The organism is Streptosporangium sp. NPDC002721, assembly GCF_042888905.1.
GTDB lineage: Bacteria > Actinomycetota > Actinomycetes > Streptosporangiales > Streptosporangiaceae > Streptosporangium.
In genome coordinates this window covers 58,565-79,240 of the sequence record NZ_JBIAQI010000010.1, presented here as the reverse complement: position 1 = coordinate 79,240, position 20,676 = coordinate 58,565, and the positions used below count along the sequence as shown (strand labels likewise).

Below are 20,676 nucleotides of genomic sequence, written 5' to 3'. Positions count from 1 at the left end.
AGCGTTTGGAGGCGGTTTCGGCGTCTGGTGACGGGCTCGGTGCCTGGAAGCAGGTGGAACGGGCGGAGGCGCTTGGCCCCCACCCGTTCCCGTGTCGCTCGCCGGGACGGTCAGGGAGCGATGCGGATCGTCGCCTCCTGCCTGGTGCCGTTGACCGTCACGGACAGGACGATCTCACCCGCGCGGCGGGCGGTCAGCGTTCCCGTGGTGGGGTCGAAGGTCGCGATGTGGGAGGGGCGGGCCCTGCCGGGGTCGCCGACGTGGACGTTCGAGCCGGCGTTCCAGTCGGCGCTCACCGGGTAGGCCACCGGGACCTGGCGGTCGCCCTGGGTGACGGTCGCGGTGACCTTCGCCGAGGTGCCCGGCGCGAGTCGCGCCGGTGCGGTGACGGCGAGGGCGTCCACGTGCGGGCGGATCTGGGCGGTGAGCCAGGTCGGGCCGCCGCCGAACGGCAGCAGCCGGGCCAGCAGCCGCTCCGCGCGGGAGACCGGGTCGACGCCGAGCATGGACCAGCCGGTGAAGCCGCCGTTCGCCGCCTCGGTGGACGGGGCCTTGCCGGAGTTGCCGTTGACCAGGTACGGCACGCCGTCCACCCGCGAGGCGTCGAACGTGCCCACGTGGCCGCCGATGAACGCCGCGCCCTTGCCGGTCTCGTGCTGGAAGTCGGCCAGCCACCTCTCGATCAGCGCCGCCTCCTTGCGGTCGCCCAGCTGGCTGGTCTTGGCCGGGGTGGGGTCGCGCGGCGGGTGATGCTCCACCAGGACGAGGGAGTTGACCCGGTCGTTCCCCGCCGCGTCGTCCAGCGCCTGGCGGAGCCGTTCGAGCTGGTCGAACCCGCTCCCGTTGAGCGTGCCCAGCGAGGTGTTGAGGGTCACGAACCGGGTGCCCTTGTGGTCGAAGGTCTGGTTCGTCGCACCGAAGTACTTCGTGAAGTTCTCGATGCTCGCGCCCATGACCTCGTGGTTGCCCGGTACGTAGTAGTACGGCAGGGCGTCGCCGATCTCCTCGTCCAGGATCCGCTTGGCGAGCTGGAAGTCCGCCTCCGAGGCCTCGTCGACCAGGTCACCGGCGATGATCATGAAGTCGGGCCTGGCCGCCCTGATCTCCCGCATGGTCCGGCGCGCCGTGGCCACGATCGGGGAGTCCGGGCTGCGGCCCACGAACTGGGCGTCCGACATGACCGCGAACCGCCAGGGCTCGCCGTCCACGGTGCCGTCGGTGACGACGAGCCGGTCCTGGACGCGCGGTGCGGGCGGCGCCTCGATCGAGGGCGCGGCCTTGACGTACAGGTCGTCGAGCAGGACCTCGGACCGGTAGCTCCGGTCGGCCTTGATCTCGATCGTGTAGAAGCGGCTGACGCTGACCGGCTGGGTCAGCCCGGCCGGTACGGGGATCTCGACCTCGCGCCAGCCCTCCCAGGTGACGTAGGGGCCGTACACCGACGTCGACCTGCCGAGGCCGTCGATCATCGTGAAGGCCGTCCACTCGCCCTGGCCGTGGCCGTACACCGAGACGCCGAACGCCCGCGACTGCCCGCTCACGCCGAGGCGCTGCGGGGCGTTGGCGTAGGCGGTGCGGGTGGCGGTGGACTGGGTGAAGTCGTACTCCAGTCTCATGCCCTGCCCGTTGACGCCCTCGGCCACGGGGGTGACCTTGGCGGTGCCGCGCGCCGATCCCGCGGTCCACTTCGCGGCGTCGTCGAAGTCGGCGAGGACCTTCTTCTCCACGCCGACCGTGACGGCCACGACGGTGGTGAGCTCGCCGGCCCGGACCGTGATCAGGCCCGCGCCGGACTCCCTGGCGGCCGCGACCGTGAAGCCGCCGGCCGCGCCGGGGGTCACCTTCAGCAGCGTCTCGTCGTACTCCAGCCGCAGGTCGGACGGCTCGATCGGCGCGGAGTTGCCGTGCCGGTCGTAGCCCACGATGCCGAAGCTCGCGGTGGCCGTCGCGTTGGCGACGTTCACCGAGGGGTTGGTGGCGTCGAGCCGTACCGCGGGACCGAGCACCTCGATCTTCGTGCTGCCGTGCTTGGAGCCGGAGAAGGCGGTGACCGTGGCCGTGCCGGGCAGCTTGGCGCGGAAGACGCCGTTCTTCGCGTCGCCGTGGGTCGCGGTCCAGCGCACCGCGGGCTCGCCGCGCACCGGGCCGTACACCTCGTCGTGCGGGGTGGCGGTCACCGTGCGGGTGAGGCCGAGGAACACGCGATCGGGACGGCCGCCGGGCACCGGGCCGGTCCCGGCGGCGGCGGCCGGGTCGACGGCGGGTTCGACCCACACGCCGTTCACCTTGCCGCTGCCCTGCTCGCGGTAGACGCCGAGGCCGTTGGCGACCAGCCGCTCCTCGCCGTCGCTCGGCTCGTTGTCGATCCGTACCTTGTCCGCGCCGGGCTTGCGGGTGACCATCGTCGCCGAGCCGCCGCCGTCGATCTCCAGCCCGGCGTGGGCGCCCATCTTGACGAGCCGGCCGGCCATCTCCCTCAGCGTGGCGCCCCGGCTGTCGATCGTCCGGTTGTCCACGGTGACGAGGAACATCCTGCGGCCGTCGGCGCTGAAGCCGATCGCCATGCGCGCGGCCATGGTGGAGTCGTCGACGTTCTGCGCGACGCCGTCCTTGACCAGCAGGGTGCCGCCGCCGATCGCGGTGGCGAGCTCGGAGCCGTCCGATGTCCTGGGCCGGTGGTCGACCTGGACGGCGTCGCCCGGGACGAGCTTCGCCAGCCGGTCCGCCCCGGCGTCCCGGCCGAGCAGCACGGTCGCGCCGGCCGGGATCCGGCCCTCGCCCGCGCCCTGGGTGACGCTCCGCACCTTGCCGTCGGCGACCAGTACCTCGGTCACCTTGCTCACGCCCTGTACGGCGCGGGTACGCGTGTAGGGGCCCCACAGGGAGGTGTAGGCGCCGATGCCGTCCGCGGGCAGGTCGTGGCTGTTGAGGCGGGCGAGCGGTATCGGCCGCTCCTCGCCCGGTACGCGCACGCTGCCCTCGAAGAGGATGTCGAGAATGCGGCCGGCGCCCGAGGTGTCGAACCCGGCGGCGATGTCGCGGCCCGACGACGACTTGACCAGCTTGCCGTCGGCGACGGCGGCGCCGACGGGGGCGCCGGAGTTGTTGATGTCGAAGAAGTCGCCGTTGACGGCGGCGACCGCGCCCTTGGCGTCGGCCAGCTGAGAGATCAGGCCGGTCTTGGCCACCGCGCCGCTGTCGAGGTATCCGACGGTGGACCCCTTGGTGAGGTCGATGGACAGCGCGTCGGACCGCTGCCAGCCGCGGGCGTCCAGCGTGTCGAGCGAGTCGAGCCGCACGCCGGGGGCCACGGGGCGGCCGGTGCTGTACGTCTCGATCGGGCTGCCCGGCGTCCCCTGTGACCGAGCGGCCGGGGTGTTCGGGGCGTCGAGCAGCGGGGTGAACGCCGGCGGGTAGGACGAGGCGAGAGACGCCCGCAGCGCGGCGTCGGCGACGGGGGTGGGATCGGCGGGGGACGCCGGTGCCCCGTTCGCTGTTCCGGCGAGCCCGAGGACCAACGCGGGTACGAGCGCCGCCAGCGCCGTCCTGTGTCCCCGGTTCGCGTGCTTCCTGGACAGGGTTTCCTCCGGTTGTCCGATGAATCGATCACCCGGGAGTAAACCGTCCCTATGTGGCGCAATTCGCCCATAGAAGATGAATCTTCGGAGATGGGGGCCACCACAGAAGTTCACGTCCGGGGAGCCGTGCTGGGTGAACCATTGGGAGGAAGGGGACGTTTCTGGGGCATGAGACTACGAATGACCCTGCTCGTGGCGCTGCTGTCCCTGGCGGCGGCCTGCGGAGGGGCTGAACCCGATATATCCGCGACCCCAGCCGACGACGGGCCGGCGAAGCCGGTCGCCCTGTGGGGCGCCGAGGGCGGGTTCGTGACCGCGACCACGAACGTGCTGCGCCCGCCGAGGGTGGTGCTGTACAGCGACGGCCTGGTGATCGTCGACGCGAGCAAGCAGCTCAAGCTCACCGACGCCGAGAGGGACAAGACGGTCGTGTCGATGGAGACGTACCTGACCGGGCAGTCGCCGACCGCGACACCCAGGCCGGGCGCGCCGATGGTGACGGACGTGCCGGCCACCGTCCTCGGCGTACGGGGCAAGGACGGCAAGATGCTGGAGGTCCGGGTCCCGGCCCTGGACCAGGTCGCGGGCTTCTACCCGAAGCAGCTCCTGGAGGCGAAGAAGCTGATGGACGGCCTGGCGGCCAAGGCCGCCGAGACGGGCACCGACTACGTCGCCACCCGCGTCCGGGTGGTCGCCGAAGGGGCCGCGTCGGCGACGGAGAAGCCGGAGCCGTGGCCCGCGGGGGCTCCGGAGCCCTCCGGCACGGTGGACCCGGTCTGGCAGAAGGACGTCGAGGGGGCGGCGGTGAGCGCGATCACCAAGGCGGTGCCCGCCTGGCAGGGCCACAGCCGGTCGCTGTTCAAGACCGGCTCGGGGGAACTCTTCGTGCTCTCCTGGCGGTACCTGCTGCCCGGCGAGTAGCGAGGCCGAGGTCGGAGAACCGCAGGCCGCCGGGGTCCTGTCCGAGGTCGGCGGGCCTCGGCGGTCAGCGGATCCCGGCGGCCTGCGGGCTGCGCTGGTTGGTGGACCCCGGTGGTCAGCGGGCCGCAGCGAGCAGCGAACTCCGGTGGTCAGTGGACCCCAGCGGTCAGCGGGCCGCGGCGGGCAGGGGATCCCCGGCGGTGAGGGCCTCCCGGGGGAACAGGCCGTCGAACACCGCGGCCCGGTCGAACGCCATCGCACGGGTGCGGGCGCGGAGTTCCAGGTGCCGCCGCTCGGCGGCGGGCATCTCCAGGACCACCCGGTCCACGGCCGCGGCCAGGCCGCCGATGTCCCTGGGCTCGACGATGACGGCGGTGTCGCCGACCGCCTCCAGGGTCCCGCCCGTCGCGGTGGTGACGATCGGCCCGCCGCCGGCCAGCATCTTCTCGGCCAGGGCGATGCCGAACGTCTCGACGAAGTCGGGCTCGGGCCTGGTCGGCAGGACGTAGGCCGCGCAGCCGCGCATGAGCAGCGGCTTCTCGGTGTCGTCGACGTCGGTGAGGAGCACCACCCGGTCGTCCTTCTCGGCCATCGCCCGTACCTGCTCCAGCGAGGTCCCGGTGCCGGCGACGACCAGTTTCACGCGTGACCGGCAGCGCGTCCGGCCGTAGGCGGCCAGCAGGTCGTCGACGCCCTTGGCCGGGGTCACCCGGGACAGGAAGAGGACGTACCCGTCACGCTCCAGGCCGCGCCTCGCGAGGGCGGCGTCCACCCGCGCCGGATCCGGGTCGAGGAAGGCGGCGGAGTCGATCGGCGGGTAGCTGACGGTCACGCGGCGCCGGCACTGCTCGGCGAACCGGGTGCCGCAGCGGGCATCCACCTGCTCGGCCGAGGCGACGATCTCCTCGCGGGTGTACTCGGAGACCGCGACGACCTCGTCGTTGGCCAGGAACGTGGTGAACAGCACGGTCGCCGCGCCGAACCGGCCCTCGCGCAGGCACGACCGGATCACGTTGGTCACGTCGGAGCCGACCGCCTTCGCGACCGTGCGCACGTCGGGCGCGAACCCGGCCGCGCGCGCGGCCCCGACCGCGTCCATGACCACCGAGGTGTGCGGGACGAGGTACATGGACAGGCAGGTCGTGGGCACCGGCTCGGCGAGCAGCTCGACGAGACGGCCGGTGAGACCGGCCTGGTGGCGCCCGTCCGGCACCCGGTAGTCACCGACCGCCTCCGGGCGCTCCACGGTGATCCCCGGGCTGTACGGCAGCAGCCGGTCGAGCGGCTTGAGCGGCAGCCCGGCCGCCTGCAGCGTCGGGATCGGCCAGGTCAGCAGACGTACGTCGTCGAAGCCGCGGGTCAGCGCCACCTCGGCGAGGTTGCGGGCCTCGCCGGAGTGGCCGCAGACGACCGGGTCGGCCCTGACCACGATGACGAGACGGCGGCGGGGGTTGGTCATCGTGTTTCCTTCTGTCTGGCGGGTGGATCGGAAAGGGACGGCGGGCGGGCCTCCCGCCCCCACCCCGACGGCTCCGGGCCCAGCCGCAGGTGCAGCACGCCGCCCCGGTGCACGGTGGCGGCGCTCAGGTGCGTCGCGTGCAGGGGCTCGCCGTCGAGGGTCGCCGACTGGACGTACTGCGCCGGCGGGTCGCGATCGATGCCGTCGACACCGATCGGCGTCTCGCGGTGCCCGCTGGTCTCGATGACGAACTCGCCGTCACCGGTCCTGAGTACGGACCTGGCGAACGCGGGCGCGTTGACCAGGAACAGGTTCTGCCCGGCGATCGGGAACAGCCCCAGCGACGCCCAGACGTACCAGGAGCTCAGGCCGCCGGAGTCGTCGTTGCCGGGCAGTCCACCGGGGCCGGTGCCGAACTGCCAGGTCAGCGCCGCCTGGACCACCTCGGCCGTGCGGTCGGGCCGTCCCGCGTAGTGGTACGCCCACGGCGCCTCCATGTCCGGCTCGTTGTTCAGCCCCTCGAACCGGTTCAGGGCGTATCCGGCCGCCATCTCCGCCGCCGGGGGGCGCAGGCCGGGTTGCCTCACCGGGGCGGCGCCGAAGCCGAAGAACCTGTCCAGCATGCCGACGAAGGCGTGGTCACCACCGGCCAGCGCGATCCGCGCGGCCATGTCGTGCAGCAGCCGGAACGAGTAGTTCCACTTGCCGCCCTCGTAGAACTCCGAGTCGCGCAGCAGGCCCGTACCCGGGTCGAAGGCGTTGACCCACCGGCGGCCCCGGTCCTCCAGGTCGTCGGCCAGGCGCCGGTCGTTCAGCGCCCGCGCGACCTGTGCCGTGCAGTGGTGGCCGTAGGCGAGGTCGAGGGTGTGGGTGATCGGGTGCACCACCCCGTGCTCGAAGAACTCCTCGCCGTACAGGCGGCGCAGGTCGTCGACCATGTGCACCAGCGCCCAGTTCCAGTCCAGGCGCGTGCGGCCGAGGGCGTGGGCGTCCGCCAGCGCGGTGTGCGCGAGCGCGCTGGCCTGGCGGTGGAACCGGTCGGCGCCGCGGGCCATCCGGTACCCGACGGGGAAGTTGCCCTCCTCCTCGCACACCCGGATCAGCGACTCCAGCAGGTCCGCGATCCGTTCCGGGACGATGGCCGCGAGCAGCGGCAGCTGCGTCTTGTAGATGTCCCACATGGTGCACACGTCGAACGCGAACGGCCCGGAGGTCGGCCAGAAGGGGCTCTCGTCGTCGGCGAAGCACGGCTTGACCAGCGAGTGGTAGAGCGCCGTCGCGAACACGGTGCGGCGGGCGGGCGTGCCGCCCTCGACCTGGACACGTCCGAGGTGGTCGCCCCAGCGGGCCCTAGTCCCGGAGCGCACCGCGTCGAACGCCGGCCGCGCGTCCCCGCACTCGCGCTCCAGGTTCCGCCGTGCCTGCTCGCAGCCGCGCAGCGAGAACCCCAGCCGCACCTCGATCGTCTGCCCGGGCTCGGCCGGGCCCATGAAGAGCATGCCGAAGGGCCGCAGCGTGGTGTGCCGGATGCTGTCGAAGTCCAGGCGGGTGCCGCCGTCGATGAGCCGCCGGTCGTACCAGAGCATCTGCCGCCAGGCCGGGCTGTCGACCTCCAGGTACACCGAGAGCGGGACGCCCTCCATCACCACCGTGCCCTGGGCCCGGCCGTGGCCCATGCTCTCCACCTGCGCCCGCAACGGCACCGTGCGGCCGTGCTCGATGGCCAGGCCGCCGCAGGACAGGTCGACCACCACCCGGGCGCTGCCGTGCTCGGGGAAGGTGTAGCGGTGGACGGCGACCTTGGCGCCCACGGTGAGCTCGCAGCGGACGCCGGTGCCCAGGGTCGCCGCGTAGTAGCCCGCCTCCGCCACCTCGTCGCGCAGCGGCCAGGCCTCTCCCAGCGCGTCCAGCGGCTGCACCATCGGGGTGACCCGGACGTAGTTGTAGTACTTGCGGATCGCGCCGGTGCCGGACTGCTGGAAATGGCTGAACCCCGACGCCTGCGACCGCCCGAACATCTCCTCGGGCACGCCCTCGGTGTTCTTGGTGTACCTGCCGTAGCCGGTCGGGTACGCGCCGGAGTAGGCGCAGGCCGACACCATGCCCAGCGGCGACGTGGCGCCCGGGTGGGTGTTGCCCACCTGCGGTTTCGGCCACCACCAGGTGGCGGCCAGACCGCGTGCCCGGGGCAGGTCGGTGGCCGCTGTGCCGATGAAGGGGTCAACGTTGTCGAGGATGGCGGAAATCTACCCAGCGTGATGTCGCCTTAGGTTTCGGTGAGGTGAAATCCTTCTTTCGTACGCGGGCGAACGCCCCGTCCGCAGGGCGTACCGGCACCGATCGTCGCAGGTGGGACGGCTTTCTGTAGTCTTGAGGGCATGGGGGAAGCGGCACCGGCCGAAGTCGATCTGGTCCGAGAGGCGCAGTCCGGCGATGTCGCCTCTCTCGGGCTGCTGCTGGCCCGGCACCGGTCGGACATGCGCGCGGTGGCGCTGGGCATCCTGGGCTACTGCCCCGAGGTCGACGACGTCGTCCAGGAGGCCGCCCTGATCGCGTTGCGCCGCATCGGGGACGTCCGGGATCCACACGCGGTGGCGCCCTGGCTACGGACGGTCGTCCGCAACGCCTGCCGGATGCACCTTCGTACCAGGAAGGCGGTGCCGGTCGCCGATCTCGAGCCGCTGGTGCCGCCGCGCGGCGAGCCCGACCCCGGGGAGATCCTGGACCGACACGCCACGCGGGACTGGGTCTGGCGCGCGATGGAGGAGCTGTCCCCGAACCTGCGGCTGGTGACGATGCTGCGCTACTTCACCGAGGTGACGGCCTACGAGCACATCGCGGAGCTGTGCGGGGTGCCGGTCGGCACGGTGCGCAGCCGCCTCAGCCAGGCACGCGCCAAACTGTCCGAGGCCCTGCTGGCGACCGCGAACCTGGCGCACGACGACGTGGCGGTGCTGACCGAGGCGCGCCGCAGGGAGGCCGAGGAGACGCTGCGGGCCGCGCGCCAAGGCTCGTTCGCCGAGGCCCTGGCGGCGCACTGGTCCCCCGAGGTGGAGGTCACCTGGTCCCGGGGCAAGCGCACGAAGGGCTTCGACTATCTCGTACGGGCGATGGAGCGCGATCTCGACGACGGCGTGCGCCAGAGCCTGACCAACGTCGTGGCCGGTCGCGAGGTGGTCATCTGGGAGACCGACCTGAAGAACCCGCCCGAGGACCCCTTCCACTGCCCGCCGGCGGCCGCGTGGGTGCAGTTCCTGGAGGCGGGCCGGGTGCGGCGGTTCCGGCTGTTCCACCTCCCGCGTGACACCGGTGTCCCGGGCGCGTCGCACTGATCCTCCAGGGCGGAGTACGGCGGAGTACGGCGTCGGGCCGGTTCCGCCGAATTCCAGCGAATCCTGGCGAATCCTGGCGAATTCGCGAACGGATCGAACTTCCGGTGTGACCGCCGCATCTTGCGTCTCGTGGGTGTCGGGCCCCGGGACGCGAGACGCGGCCACGGGGCGTACCGGGCACCCGATCTATCCGAGGAGAGACAGCATGTCGCAGGACCGGTTGACCGCTCTCGCCGAAGGCGCCGAGGCGGAGTTCATGTACCAGTACGAATCGTCCGCGCCGCCGTCCGCCAGGTCCACGCTCGGGATCGCCACCACGCGCATCGGCGGCGGTGTCGCCCTGTCGATGCGGCACGACGTGACGGGCTACTGGAGCAAGGCGCTCGGGTTCGGGGTGGAGGAGCCGGTCACCCGCGACCTGATCGACCGCGTGGTGGACTTCTACCGCGCGGAGGACAGCGAGGGCGCGGTGATCCAGATCGCCCCGTCCGCGCTGCCGCCGGACTGGGACGACATCCGCGCCGGGCACGGCATCGTCCCGGGATCGGCCTGGGTGAAGCTGACGTGCCCGATCGACGACTTCCGGCCGGGCCGGACCGCGCTGCGCGTCGGGCCGGTCGGTCCCGGCGAGGCCGAGGAGTGGGCCTCGGTCGTCCTGCGGGGGTTCGGCATGCCGGAGGAGGGGCTCGGCGAGATGATGGCGGCCAGCGCCGGGCACCCGGCCTTCCGGCCGTTCGCGGCCTGGGACGGCGACGACATGGTCGCCGGCGCCAACCTTTTCGTCCACGGGGAGATCGGCTCCCTGAACGCCGCCTCGACGCTGCCCGGCCACCGCAACCGGGGCGCGCAGTCGGCCCTGCTGGCGGCCCGCGCCGAGGAGGCCGCGAAAGCGGGCTGCCGCCGGCTCGTCGCCGAAGCCGGGCTGCCCGCGGAGGGCTCGGCCAACCCGTCGCTGAACAACATGCTCGCGGCCGGGCTGCGGCCGCTGTACGACCGGCAGAACTGGATCTGGCGGCCGGACACCGGCCCGACCGGCGGATCGTGACCCGGCCCGTCCGATTCCCGGCCGGCCACGCACGCCGGGCGGGGGGCGGGGCACGCGCTAGTCGAAGAACTGCCAGATGCTGAACCTTCGCACGTAGAGGGGGGTGGAGTCCTGGCCGAGCACCCGGATCCGCCTGATGCGGGTCTGCTGGTTCATCGTGACCTTCACGCACTTCAGGCACGCCTCGTGGAATCCCGGCAGGGCGTAGTAGGAGATGGACGCGGCGCGGTGCCCCAGCCCCCGGTCGGAGAGTCCCAGCCCCACCTCCCGGTAGATGCGTCTCGACCCCTTCAGGTTGAACGCGGTGGAGCCGATGAGCGCGTGGTTCGACTTCGGGGGGCAGTGCACGAATATCCGGACGTGGCTGGCCTGGCGGGGCCACAGGGGGAGGACGCGGAGCGACGGGACCTTCTTCAGCCACGGGGGGATGGTGTTCCTGCCCCCGAAGGGAGGCAGCGAGACCGTGTGGTCGGTCCTGGTGGTGAGGGTCGCGGTCGCGGTCGCGGCGGCACTGGAACTGGCGCTGACCACGGGGGTGGGAGTGGGGGTGGCGTCGGCCGCGGCGGGCGTGGGGGTGGGGGCAGGGGTGGGAGTCGCGGTGACCTTGACCGCGGAGACGCGTGCGGGCCCGGGGAGGCGCGCGAGCGCGGGCTTGGGGGTGGGCTTGAGGGCGGGGGCGAGTGCGGGCTTGGTCGCAGGGGCGGGCGCGGGCTTGGGGGTGGACGGGGCGGACGCCGGTGCGGGTGAGGGCGTGGGCGCGGCCGGTCCCGCCGGTCCCGCCGGTTCGGCCGGTCCGGATGGCCCGGCCGGGCCGCTCGGGGCCGCCAGGAGGGCGGCGGCCATTCCGACTCGTACGGCGAGACGCATACGTTCCTCCTGCCCTCCTGCCGGACGCCCGGGTCGCTGCAGGGCCGTCGCATGGCGTGACATGAATGTCGGTGGAGGGGACCTGCCCGGGGACGCCCCGGATGGGGACGTCACATGTGCGGCCTGACCAGGCTGATCGTCTCGATTATGCCGGTTGGGGCGCACAACGGAGGGAGCCACGCTGACAGCGCTGAGAGGGCTGACAGAGCTGACAGGCCCGCGGACCCGGCCCGTGCCCGCGTACGGCGTGTTCCGGGTCAGCTGGAGACCGCGCGCAGGGCGCCCGGGTGGCGGCCGGCGAGGCGGTCGAGCGCGGCGGAGGTGGCGCTGTCGGCGGGGAGATGGACGATGAGACGCTGGTCGTCGTCGGCGGGCAGTTCGAGGGTCTCGTACGCCAGGCACAGCTCGCCCGCGTCGGGGTGGACCAGCCGCGTGACGCCGCCGGCCTTCGGGAGGCCGGGCAGGGTGTCCACCCGCCGGGTGAAGGCCACCCCGGCGGTGACGGCCAGCTCGTCGGCCATGGTGGCGATGTGCCAGTCAGCCCGGAACGGCCCCTGCTTGAGGGCGGCGACCTGCTCGTCGGCGACATGGTCCCAGTCGGGGTAGACGGTCCGTGCCCGGCTGTCGGTGAACACGAAGCGGGCCAGGTTCGGCGGGTCGCCGTCCAGCAGGCCGATCGGCCGGGCCAGCCGTTCGTACCCCGCCGTCCAGGCGAGGATCTCGCTCAGCCGGTTGAGCAGCAGGGCGGGGGCGGGCTCCAGCCGGTCGAGCAGCGCCCGCACGGTGGGACGGACCTCGCGGGCCGGCGTCGCGGCGCCCATGCAGGTGAAGGCGCCGTCGGCCGACTTGGCGAGCCGGTGCAGGTGGACGCGCTCGCTCGTGGTCAGCCGTAGCGCGGAGGCCAGGGCCGAGAGGACGGGCGCGGACGGGTGGCGGTCGCGTCCCTGTTCGAGCCTGGTCAGGTACTCGACGCTGACCCCGGCGAGCGTGGCCAGCTCGGCCCTGCGCAGGCCCGGTGTGCGGCGGCGGGGGCCGGTGGGCAGCCCCACCTCGGCGGGGGTGACGGCTTCGCGGCGGATGCGCAGGAACATGCCCAGCTCGTTGTCGCTCACGTTCCGAACGTAACAGCCGTGGCCGCCGGGGTCGTGGCTCTGTCACTACCAGTCTCGGCCCGGTCTTCCTGGTCTCCGCCCCGCCCGGCAGGTTGGGGAACGCGACCTTCGCGGTCGCCCCCGGATCCCGCCTCTCCACCAGGAGCACAGTCATGCCCAGTGAGACCCTCAACCTCGCAGTGATCATCGGCAGCGTCAGGGAGGGCAGGTTCGGCCCGGTGGTCGCGAACTGGTTCACCGAACGGGCCGAGCGGCACGGCGGCTTCGCGGTGGACCTCGTCGACCTGGCGGACACGCCGCTGCCGCTCGAACTGCCGCCCCTGCCACCGGCGCTCCAACCCGACATGGCCCGTCCGGCGGAGATGGCCGGCCTCACCCGGCGGATCGGGGCGGCCGACGTGATCGTCGTGGTGACGCCGGATTACAACCGGAGCTTCCCCGCCTCGCTGAAGGCCGCCATCGACTGGCACTACACCGAGTGGCGGGCCAAGGCGATCGGCTTCGTCGGCTACAGCGGGGGGAGCGGGGGCATCCTGGCGGTGGAGCACCTGCGCCAGGTCTTCGGCGAGCTGCAGGCCCACACGGTCCGCGACTATGTCAGCTTCCCCCGCTACTACGAGCTGTTCGGCCCCGACGGGACCCTCAAGGATCCCGAGGGCCCCGACCGCGCCGCGAAGGTGCTGCTCGACCAGCTCCTGTGGTGGGGCTCGGTCCTGCGCGACGCCCGGCGCGACCGCCCGTACGTCACCGAGGGGTAGTTCCCGCTCGTCGTGAAGACGGAAGCCCGGGTCCGGCCGAGGGGGCGGGCCGGACCCGGGTGGTACCGGGTGGAACCGGACGGGTGTCTCAGTGGAGCAGCTCGAAGAGCGTCAGCCACCGGTCGGGGTGGACGAACGCCACCACGGTGTCACGGTCCACCCGCGCCTCCGCGAACGCGGCGTCGACCCGGTGGGGGGCGTACCGCATCCGCAGCGAGGCGTGCAGCGAACCGCCCAGCCCGGTGAAGCCGTACTCGACGAACTCCCGCCACTCCCGCCAGGCCGCGTCCCGGCCGCCGGGCAGCAGCGGGACGGGGCGCGACGTGATCCGCAGGATCGCCGAGTCGACGGCGGGCACCGGCCGGAAGCTCTCGCGCCCGACGCGCCCGGCCAGCTCCCAGGAGTGGCCGGGCCACGTCAGCACGGTCAGCTTGCTCCAGCGGCCGAAGTCGCCGGACCGCTTGCGCGCGTACTCCAGCTGGGTGAGCAGGGTCGCCGAGGTGAGCGCGGGCGCGCGCAGGCACCAGTCGACGATCCTGGAGGTGATCGAGTACGGGATGTTCCCGGCGACCGCGAACGGCTCGCGCGGGACCCGCGCGGTCAGGAAGTCACCCCTGACCACCTCGATCCGCCCGTCGTCGCGGGTGCGGGCGGCGAGCCTGCCCGCGTACAGCGGGTCGATCTCGTACGCCACGACCCTGGCGCAGCTTCCCGCGAGGGCGAGGGTGAGAGCGCCCTCGCCCGCGCCCGGCTCCAGGACCAGCTCGTGCGGTCCGGCCGCGTCCGCCATCCGCCGGACGGCGTGCGGATCGACGAGGAAGTTCTGCGAGAGGGCGCGCCTGGCCCGGTCGCGGTCACCGCGGCCACCGCCGTTCCTGACCTTTCTCTGGGTGTGTGAATGGTTTCCGTGCGCGAAGGAGTGCGCCACAGCTTTCGCCCTTTCGGGTCCGAGGTGAAGGAAGGTCTCGGAGGCCCTGGGCGCGCATCGGGGACGCGTGGGAACGGAGAAGGGGGTGACGCGTCCCTAGCGGGCCAGAGCCCGGCTGTCGCGGGGACGGATCACGTAGCCGACCATGTGGCAGGCGAAGTACAAGCACATGGCCCTAGACGGTACGACCCGTCTCGCCGCCTCGCAACGGGTTTTCCACCGGCTCCCGTCAGGTGAGACGAGGCGGGCCGTCGTGTGCCGGGCTCAGCCCGAGAACAGGCGCCCGGCCGCGTCGCGGGCGATGAGGAAGCCGACGATGGCGAGGGTCCAGCCGATCGCGGAGGCCGAGTGCTTGCGCATCCAGGCGCGAAGCCGTTCCAGCTTCGGGTCCAGCCAGCTTCCGGCGACGATCTTGAGGCCGAGCAGTACGAGCGGCGGCAGGATCATCACGAGCACGTAGCACGCGAGCAGCGGCACCCACTGGACGGCGGGCAGGTCCGCGCCGGTCATGAAACCGATCGCGCCGAGATAGGGGATCATCGTCGCGACCTCCAGCAGGGCGGCGGTCAGCCCCAGGAGGACCATCGCCCCCGGCCCGCCGAGGCGGGGCTCCCAGCGGCTCGGCCCCTCCTTCTCCTTCTGCCGCTTGGAGTCGAAACGGAAGCTGAGCAGGAACAGCCCCACGCCGATCACCAGCTGGATCCAGTAGGCGGTACGGCTGTACAGGGCCTCCTCGAAGGCGTCGAGGGCCGCGGCCAGCCCGAGCATCAGCCCGGCCCCGACGGCGAAGTAGAAGACGGCGACCGTGGCGAGGTAGACCAGCAGGCGTCCGGCCGGTGACCGGTCCGAGGCGAGCAGCAGGTAGGCGGGGATGCCGAGGGTCCCGAAGCTCGTGCTGTCGACGAGCGCCAGGGCCGCCAGGGTCAGTACCAGTTCGGTGGTCAACTTCGTTCTCCGTCGGTGACGCCGGGGGCGCGGTGGCCCCGCACGCCCGCGCCCGGCGCCGTTCTCGATCGTTTCCAGCCGCTTTCGGCTGCTTTCGGCCGCGACCGTGGAGGCGGGGGTACGGGGGATGGTCGGCTGGGTTCCGGTTTCCTCTTTCCTCGCCTCCGATCATCCGGCGCCGGACCCCGCCCGGCCTCCTGCGTGACGCCGAAGCCGCCGTACACCTTTCGGACTACGGCCGGGAGGGCGCGCCGTCCAGACCCCGCGAGATGCGGTCGCGCAGCCAGTGGTAGGAGGCCTTCGGGGTGCGCGTCCCGGTGGGGAAGTCGACGTGCACGAGCCCGAAGCGCTGGCTGAAGCCCTCGGCCCACTCGAAGTTGTCCAGCAGGGACCAGACGTAGTAACCGCGCACGTCCACCCCCTCGGCCCGCGCCCGCTCGACGGCCTCGATGTGGCCGTCCAGGAAGGCGATCCTGGCCTGGTCGTCCACGGTCCCGCCGGGGCCGGGCCCGTCGGGCTGGGAGCAGCCGTTCTCGGTGACGTAGACCGGGGGGAGGGCGTCGCCGTACCGGGCCCTGAGGCCGGTGAGGAGCTCGCGCAGGCCGTCGGGGACGACGGGCCAGCCGAAGGCGGTGGTGGGGTAGCCGGTGACGCCCGCGTCCTCGAAGGGCAGCCCCTCGCCGGTGGGCGCGACGATCCGGGTGGGGTTGTAGTAGTTGATCCCGAGGCCGTCGAGGGGGGCGCCGATCAGCTCCAGGTCGCCGTCGCGCACGCAGTCGAGGCTCACCCCGTACGCGGACAGGTCGGGATAGGCGCCGAGGAGCACGGGGTCGTTGAACAGGCGGTTGTGCAGGATGTCGTAGGCGTCGGCGGCGGCCAGGTCGGCGGGGTCCTGCGAGGCGGGCCAGACCGGCGTGCAGTTGTTGGTGATCAGGACCTTCTCCGCGCCGCGCGCCCTGAGCTCCCGTACGGCCAGGCCGTGCCCGAGCAGCTGGTGGTGGGCGGCCGGGAGCGCGTCCAGGATCAGGGTCCTGCCGGGGGCGTGGGTGCCCAGGGCGTAGCCGAACACCATGTGGATGAAGGGCTCGTTCAGGGTGATCCACAGGGGGATCCGGTCGGCGAGCCTGTCGGCCACGGCCGCGGCGTACTCGGCGAAACGGTACGCCGTGTCGCGGTTCAGCCAGCCGCCCTCGTCCTCCAGGGGCTGGGGCAGGTCCCAGTGGAAGAGCGTGGCGGCCGGGACGATGTCCCTCTCGTGGAGCGCGTCGGTCAGCCGGTCGTAGAAGTCGAGACCCGCCCGGTTGATCGCGCCCTTCCCGTCGGGCTGGACGCGCGGCCAGGCGATGGAGAAGCGGTAGGAGTTCACCCCGAGGCCGGACATCAGCGCGACGTCCTCCGGCCAGCGGTGGTAGTGGTCGCAGGTCACGTCGCCGGTGTCGCCGTCGCGGACGCGGCCGGGCTCGCGGGTGAAGGTGTCCCAGATCGAGGCGCCCCGCCCGCCCTCGGCGACGGCGCCTTCGATCTGATAGGACGCGGTCGCCGTACCCCAGAGGAACATCCCGGCCTCCAATTAGCGTGAGTCTGGCTCATGTTAATCCCCCGGGCTTGTCGTGGGGGATGATGGGGAGATGACGAACGTCTCCGGGGGAACGCTTCGCCGCCAACCCGCTCAGCGCCGCAGCCTGGAACGGGTGGAGCGCATGCTGGACGAGTGTGCGCGGTTACTGGACGAGGTCGGCTACGAGGCACTGACCACCAAGGAGGTCGCGCGCCGCGCGGAGGTTCCGATCGGCACTTTCTACCAGTTCTTTCCCGACAAACAGGGGCTTGTACGCGCGCTGGCGCTACGCAATCTGGAGGCGTTCCTCGACAGGGTCACGGCCAGGCTCTCCGAGGTGCAGCTGTCCGAGTGGACGGAGATGGTCGACCTCGCGATCGACGAGTTCGTCGCGATGAAACGGTCCACGCCGGGGTTCGCGGTCGTCGACTTCGGGGGAGTGCTCGCCTCGCCCGGCGGTCCCCTGCTCGTGGGGACCCGCCGCATGCTCGACGCCGCCCTGGAGAACAACGCCATCGTGGCCGACCGGCTCCGCACGATCGTCGTCGAGTTGCTCGGCGCCCCGCTCGGCCCCGAGCTGGACCGGGTGCTCTTCGTCGCGGTCGAGGCCGCCGACGCGGTGCTCAAACTCGCCTTCCGCTCCATGCCCGACGGGGATCCCGAGCTGATCGCCGAGTGCAAGCACCTGGTCCGCCGCTACCTGTCGGCGCACCTGCCGCAGGAGTGACGGCGCCGCCCGCCGCCTGGATACCGCCCGTCGACGGCGAGCGGCGGGCGGCGTCCGTGCGGAGGCGGGCCGTCAGCGGGCGGCGTCCAGGCGGGCGCGGTGCTCGTCGTCGAGTTTGAGGTCCAGGGCGCCCAGGGCCTCCTCCAGCTGGGCCAGGGAGCTCACGCCGACGATCGGGACCGTCATCACGTCACCGCCGATCAGCCAGGCCAGCACCACCTGGTTCACGGTCGCGCCCAGCTCGCCCGCGATCTCCCGCAGCACGGCCAGCCCCCGCTCGGTGCCCGGGTGACGGTAGATGTCCTGGATCGGCCGGTCCTCGCGGGTGTAGGCGCCGAACATCAGCGTGTTGTACGCCCACAGCGTCAGGCCGGGCTCCGAGCGCAGATAGTCGAGCATGTCGTCCTGGACCAGGACGTGACCCGCCTCCGGCAGCCGCACCCCCGGCCGGGGCCTCAGGTAGGTGTGGCGCAGCTGGACGTTGGTGTAGAGCGGCCAGCCGTTCGCCCGCGAGGTGGCGCGGGCGCGCTCCAGCCGCCAGGCCGGGACGTTGCTCGCGCCGATCTCACGCACCTTGCCCGCTTGGGCGAGTTCGGCGAAGGCGCCCAGGGTCTCCTCCAGGGGGACGGAGCGATCCTCGATGTGCGCCCAGTACACGTCGACGTGGTCGGTGCCCAGCCTCCGCAGGCTGCCCTCGGCGGCGGCGGCGATCGCCGTGGCGGACAGGCCCTCGGCGGAGTCCAGGGTCCGGTCGCCGGGGACGGTCGGCCGCCCGCCGCACTTGGTGCTCAGCACCATCCGGTCACGGTTGCCCCGGGCGGCGAGCCAGCGCCCGATGGCCAGCTCGCTCTCGTCGCCGGTGGCGCCCTCGTTCCAGAACGGATAGTTGTTCGCGGTGTCCAGCAGGGCTCCCCCGGCGTCGGCGAACCGGTCGAGGATCGCGAAGCCGGTCCTGTCGTCGAGGACGGTGCCGAAGGGGATGGTGCCCAGGGCGAGGGGGATGCGTGTCATGAAGACCACCCTGGATGCTGGAGTGGACTCCAGGGCAAGCGGGCCGCCGGAAAACAAGGGATTTGACCTTGAGCGGGCTCCAGGTGAAATGCTGCTCGATGTGAGTGTGTACACACCGGGACAGGTGGTGGAGGAGACCGGCTTCAGCCTCGACACGCTTCGTTACTACGAGCGGATCGGGCTGCTTGAGTCGATCGGCCGCAACGCGGCCGGGCAGCGCAGGTTCACCCAGGAGGACGTCGGCTGGCTCGGCATGATCCGCTGCCTGCGCGACACCGGCATGCCGATCGCGCAGATGCTCCGCTTCGCGGAGATGACCAGGGCGGGCGACCACACGGTACGCGACCGCATCGCGCTGCTCGAAGCCCATGACCGGCGGGTGGAGGAGCAGATCGAGAACCTGCGCGAGAAGCAGGTGGCGATCCGTAACAAGATCGCGTATTACCACTCGGTGGTCGACTAGCGACCGCGCGGCCCGCGCCGGAGTGAAGCCGGAAACCACACGGTCCGCGTCGGTGTGAAGCCGGAAACCACACGGTCCGCGTCGGTGTGAGGCCGGAAACCGTGTGACTCGTGTCGGTGTGAGGCTGGACGGGTGCGCGGTTCGTGCCCCGGTGAGCCCTGAGGCTTATGGTCGTTCGGAAGCCGTACGGCGGCTTTGCCCCTGGTCGAGGTGCCCTTTTCGGTCCGGCTGTTAAACCGGATACCGAGGTCGGGTGTCCGGGGAGGGGCCATGGTCGCACCGCGCGCGCGCCGGATCAACGTTCCGCTGCGCCACGTCGCACTGATGTGCGGGGGAATGCTGTTCGCCCTTCTCGCCGGCGTGACCTACATCCAGGCACTCGACTCCGAGCGGCTCAACGAGGACCCGCGCAACAAGCGGACCATGATCGCGCGCTTCGAGAGCCCCCGGGGCAGGATCCTGCTCCGCGACGGCACGGTCGTCGCGGCCAGCCGCAAGGCCAGGAGCGCCACGTACCGGTACCGCAGGGTCTACCCCGGCGGCCCGCTCTACGCGGCGGTCACCGGGCATTTCTCGCTCTACGGCACCGGTGGCGTCGAGCAGGCCGAGGAGGCCCTGCTGTCCGGGAACGACCCCCGGGTGAAGGTGCGCGGGCTGGTCGACGGCACCCGGGGCGGCGCCACGCTCAGGCTCACCGTCGACCGCGGCGCCCAGCGGGCCGCCTACGACGGGCTGCGCGCCACGGGCAGGCCCGGCGCCGTCGTCGCGATCGACCCTCGCACCGGCGCGATCCTGGCCATGGTCTCGTTGCCCTCGTACGATCCGAACCTCTACACGAGCTTCGACGCGGCCAAGCTCGACCGGGTGGACAAGCGGCTGCAGGGCGACCCCGAGGACCCGCTGCTGAACCGGGCGATCCAGCGGAACTACCCGCCGGGTTCCACCTTCAAGATCATTACCGGTGCGGCGGCGCTCGGCTCGGGGCGCTACGACCTCGACACCCGCGTCAGCGCCCCGAAGGCCTTCCGCCTCCCCGGCACCTCCACCTACCTGCGCAACTTCGGGGGCGGCGCCTGCGGTGGCGGCGCGCTTCCGCTGCTCCAGGCGTTCAGGCTCTCGTGCAACACCCCCTTCGCGAAGATGGGCGTCGACCTCGGCCAGGACGCGCTGCGCGAGCAGGCCGAGGCCTTCGGGTTCGACACCGACGACCTGCAGGTGCCCATGCCGGTGGCCAGGAGCGTCTATCCCCCCGCGCTGGACGACGCGCAGACCGCGCTGTCGGCGCTGGGCCAGTTCGACGTCCGGGCCACCCCGCTCATGATCGCGATGATCGCGGCGGCGGTGGCCAACGACGGCTCGCTGATGCGCCCCCACCTCGTGGACGAGGTCCGCCTCGCCGACGGCACGGTGATCGACGTGACCGAGCCCTCGCCGTACCGTCGCGCGCTCGGCGCCGAGGAGGCGGAACGGCTCACCGAGATGATGATCGCCGTCACCGGGAGGGGAGGGACCGGTGCCGCCGCGGCCGTACGGGGGGTGAAGGTCGCGGGGAAGACCGGCACGGCGGAGAACGCCGTCTCGGGCGAGGACCACGCGATCTTCACCGGCTTCGCCCCGGCCGTCTCCCCCCGGATCGCCGTCGGGGTCCTGGTCGAGGGCGGCGGGCCGGGCGGACGGGTGGCGGCCCCCATCGCCAGGTCCGTCATCGAGGCGTTCCTGGGCGGCCAGACCGAGTAGCAGCGCGTTCCCGGGCGGCCAGACCGAGTAGCAGCGCGTTCCTGGGCGGTCAGACCGAGTGGCGCCGCGTTCCTGGGTGGTCAGACCGAGTGCGCCACGTTTCTGGGCGGTCAGACCGAGTGGCGCCGTGTTCCTGGGCGGTCAGACCGAGTGGCGCCCGGCCTCGGAAGGGCGTCGCGGTCGCCCTGATGGCCAGACCGAACGGAGCCCGCCCTGAAAAACCTGTCGCGGTCGC

General features: G+C 72.3%; 16 protein-coding genes. 7 read left to right on the top strand and 9 right to left on the bottom strand.

Features of this window, described 5'->3' with window-relative positions:
* Window positions 1-110: 110 nt before the first annotated feature.
* Complete coding sequence (locus ACFYWM_RS15735; RefSeq protein WP_389914647.1) at window positions 111-3,518, bottom strand: phosphodiester glycosidase family protein; 3,408 nt, start codon at window positions 3,516-3,518, stop codon at window positions 111-113.
* A 240-nt stretch (window positions 3,519-3,758) separates the two neighbouring features.
* Here ACFYWM_RS15735 and ACFYWM_RS15730 point away from each other — a divergent pair, with 240 nt between their 5' ends.
* The gene (locus tag ACFYWM_RS15730) at window positions 3,759-4,499 is read left to right on the top strand and encodes a hypothetical protein (RefSeq protein WP_389914644.1); all 741 of its coding nucleotides are present in this window, start codon (window positions 3,759-3,761) and stop codon (window positions 4,497-4,499) included.
* Between the two features lie 166 nt (window positions 4,500-4,665).
* On the opposite strand, the gene ACFYWM_RS15725 is transcribed toward ACFYWM_RS15730, so the two are convergent.
* Window positions 4,666-5,958 carry a glycosyltransferase gene (locus ACFYWM_RS15725; protein ID WP_389914641.1) on the bottom strand — a complete coding sequence of 431 codons (1,293 nt, stop codon included), beginning with the start codon at window positions 5,956-5,958 and terminating at the stop codon, window positions 4,666-4,668.
* Window positions 5,955-8,195, bottom strand: a complete 2,241-nt coding sequence (locus ACFYWM_RS15720; protein WP_389915203.1) for a GH92 family glycosyl hydrolase — start codon at window positions 8,193-8,195, stop codon at window positions 5,955-5,957. The genes ACFYWM_RS15725 and ACFYWM_RS15720 overlap by 4 nt, the downstream gene beginning before the upstream one ends.
* A 141-nt stretch (window positions 8,196-8,336) precedes the next feature.
* Between ACFYWM_RS15720 and ACFYWM_RS15715 the strand changes: the two genes are divergently transcribed.
* Both ACFYWM_RS15715 and ACFYWM_RS15710 read left to right on the top strand, forming a co-directional pair.
* Window positions 8,337-9,290 carry an RNA polymerase sigma factor gene (locus tag ACFYWM_RS15715; RefSeq protein WP_389914638.1) on the top strand — a complete coding sequence of 318 codons (954 nt, stop codon included), beginning with the start codon at window positions 8,337-8,339 and terminating at the stop codon, window positions 9,288-9,290.
* Window positions 9,291-9,495: 205 nt separating this feature from the next.
* Complete coding sequence (locus ACFYWM_RS15710) at window positions 9,496-10,335, top strand: GNAT family N-acetyltransferase (RefSeq protein WP_389914635.1); 840 nt, start codon at window positions 9,496-9,498, stop codon at window positions 10,333-10,335.
* A gap of 57 nt (window positions 10,336-10,392) precedes the next feature.
* Here ACFYWM_RS15710 and ACFYWM_RS15705 read toward each other — a convergent pair whose 3' ends face one another.
* Window positions 10,393-11,202 carry a hypothetical protein gene (locus tag ACFYWM_RS15705; protein ID WP_389914632.1) on the bottom strand — a complete coding sequence of 270 codons (810 nt, stop codon included), beginning with the start codon at window positions 11,200-11,202 and terminating at the stop codon, window positions 10,393-10,395.
* 257 nt (window positions 11,203-11,459) lie between these two features.
* Window positions 11,460-12,314 (bottom strand): helix-turn-helix domain-containing protein, encoded by an 855-nt coding sequence (locus tag ACFYWM_RS15700; RefSeq protein WP_389914629.1) that lies wholly within the window; start codon window positions 12,312-12,314, stop codon window positions 11,460-11,462.
* A gap of 152 nt (window positions 12,315-12,466) precedes the next feature.
* Here ACFYWM_RS15700 and ACFYWM_RS15695 point away from each other — a divergent pair, with 152 nt between their 5' ends.
* Window positions 12,467-13,072: an NADPH-dependent FMN reductase gene (locus tag ACFYWM_RS15695; RefSeq protein WP_389914626.1), complete on the top strand. Its 606-nt coding sequence runs from the start codon at window positions 12,467-12,469 to the stop codon at window positions 13,070-13,072.
* An 88-nt stretch (window positions 13,073-13,160) separates the two neighbouring features.
* On the opposite strand, the gene erm is transcribed toward ACFYWM_RS15695, so the two are convergent.
* The 3 genes from erm to ACFYWM_RS15680 all read right to left on the bottom strand — a co-directional run bounded on the left by erm (window position 13,161) and on the right by ACFYWM_RS15680 (window position 16,503).
* A complete protein-coding gene (erm, locus tag ACFYWM_RS15690) occupies window positions 13,161-14,000 on the bottom strand; it encodes an ErmE/ErmH/ErmO/ErmR family 23S rRNA (adenine(2058)-N(6))-methyltransferase (protein WP_389914623.1) in 840 nt (279 codons plus the stop codon).
* A 264-nt stretch (window positions 14,001-14,264) separates the two neighbouring features.
* A complete protein-coding gene (locus ACFYWM_RS15685) occupies window positions 14,265-14,945 on the bottom strand; it encodes a GAP family protein (RefSeq protein ID WP_389914620.1) in 681 nt (226 codons plus the stop codon).
* A 232-nt stretch (window positions 14,946-15,177) separates the two neighbouring features.
* Entirely contained in the window at window positions 15,178-16,503 is a 1,326-nt protein-coding gene (locus ACFYWM_RS15680) for a GH1 family beta-glucosidase (RefSeq protein WP_389914617.1), read from the bottom strand.
* A gap of 70 nt (window positions 16,504-16,573) precedes the next feature.
* Between ACFYWM_RS15680 and ACFYWM_RS15675 the strand changes: the two genes are divergently transcribed.
* On the top strand, window positions 16,574-17,230 hold the full coding sequence (locus tag ACFYWM_RS15675) for a TetR family transcriptional regulator (RefSeq protein ID WP_389914614.1): 657 nt from the start codon (window positions 16,574-16,576) through the stop codon (window positions 17,228-17,230).
* Window positions 17,231-17,302: 72 nt separating this feature from the next.
* Here the strand turns inward: ACFYWM_RS15675 and ACFYWM_RS15670 are convergent, their stop codons facing one another.
* Complete coding sequence (locus ACFYWM_RS15670; protein ID WP_389914611.1) at window positions 17,303-18,241, bottom strand: aldo/keto reductase; 939 nt, start codon at window positions 18,239-18,241, stop codon at window positions 17,303-17,305.
* Between the two features lie 100 nt (window positions 18,242-18,341).
* Between ACFYWM_RS15670 and ACFYWM_RS15665 the strand changes: the two genes are divergently transcribed.
* Together ACFYWM_RS15665 and ACFYWM_RS15660 are read left to right on the top strand one after the other, a co-directional pair.
* Window positions 18,342-18,704, top strand: coding sequence for a MerR family transcriptional regulator (locus ACFYWM_RS15665; RefSeq protein WP_389914608.1), 363 nt, complete (start codon window positions 18,342-18,344; stop codon window positions 18,702-18,704).
* 270 nt (window positions 18,705-18,974) lie between these two features.
* Window positions 18,975-20,441 carry a peptidoglycan D,D-transpeptidase FtsI family protein gene (locus tag ACFYWM_RS15660; RefSeq protein WP_389914605.1) on the top strand — a complete coding sequence of 489 codons (1,467 nt, stop codon included), beginning with the start codon at window positions 18,975-18,977 and terminating at the stop codon, window positions 20,439-20,441.
* Window positions 20,442-20,676: the final 235 nt, after the last annotated feature.

What these genes read in the sequence shown, in the direction of transcription:
- ACFYWM_RS15730 (WP_389914644.1), top strand. Translation starts at nt 3,759, where the DNA reads ATGACCCTGCTCGTGGCGCTGCTGTCCCTGGCGGCGGCCTGCGGAGGG.
- ACFYWM_RS15725 (WP_389914641.1), bottom strand. Translation starts at nt 5,958, where the DNA reads ATGACCAACCCCCGCCGCCGTCTCGTCATCGTGGTCAGGGCCGACCCG.
- ACFYWM_RS15715 (WP_389914638.1), top strand. Translation starts at nt 8,337, where the DNA reads ATGGGGGAAGCGGCACCGGCCGAAGTCGATCTGGTCCGAGAGGCGCAG.
- ACFYWM_RS15710 (WP_389914635.1), top strand. Translation starts at nt 9,496, where the DNA reads ATGTCGCAGGACCGGTTGACCGCTCTCGCCGAAGGCGCCGAGGCGGAG.
- ACFYWM_RS15705 (WP_389914632.1), bottom strand. Translation starts at nt 11,202, where the DNA reads ATGCGTCTCGCCGTACGAGTCGGAATGGCCGCCGCCCTCCTGGCGGCC.
- ACFYWM_RS15695 (WP_389914626.1), top strand. Translation starts at nt 12,467, where the DNA reads ATGCCCAGTGAGACCCTCAACCTCGCAGTGATCATCGGCAGCGTCAGG.
- ACFYWM_RS15680 (WP_389914617.1), bottom strand. Translation starts at nt 16,503, where the DNA reads ATGTTCCTCTGGGGTACGGCGACCGCGTCCTATCAGATCGAAGGCGCC.
- ACFYWM_RS15675 (WP_389914614.1), top strand. Translation starts at nt 16,574, where the DNA reads ATGACGAACGTCTCCGGGGGAACGCTTCGCCGCCAACCCGCTCAGCGC.
- ACFYWM_RS15670 (WP_389914611.1), bottom strand. Translation starts at nt 18,241, where the DNA reads ATGACACGCATCCCCCTCGCCCTGGGCACCATCCCCTTCGGCACCGTC.
- ACFYWM_RS15660 (WP_389914605.1), top strand. Translation starts at nt 18,975, where the DNA reads ATGGTCGCACCGCGCGCGCGCCGGATCAACGTTCCGCTGCGCCACGTC.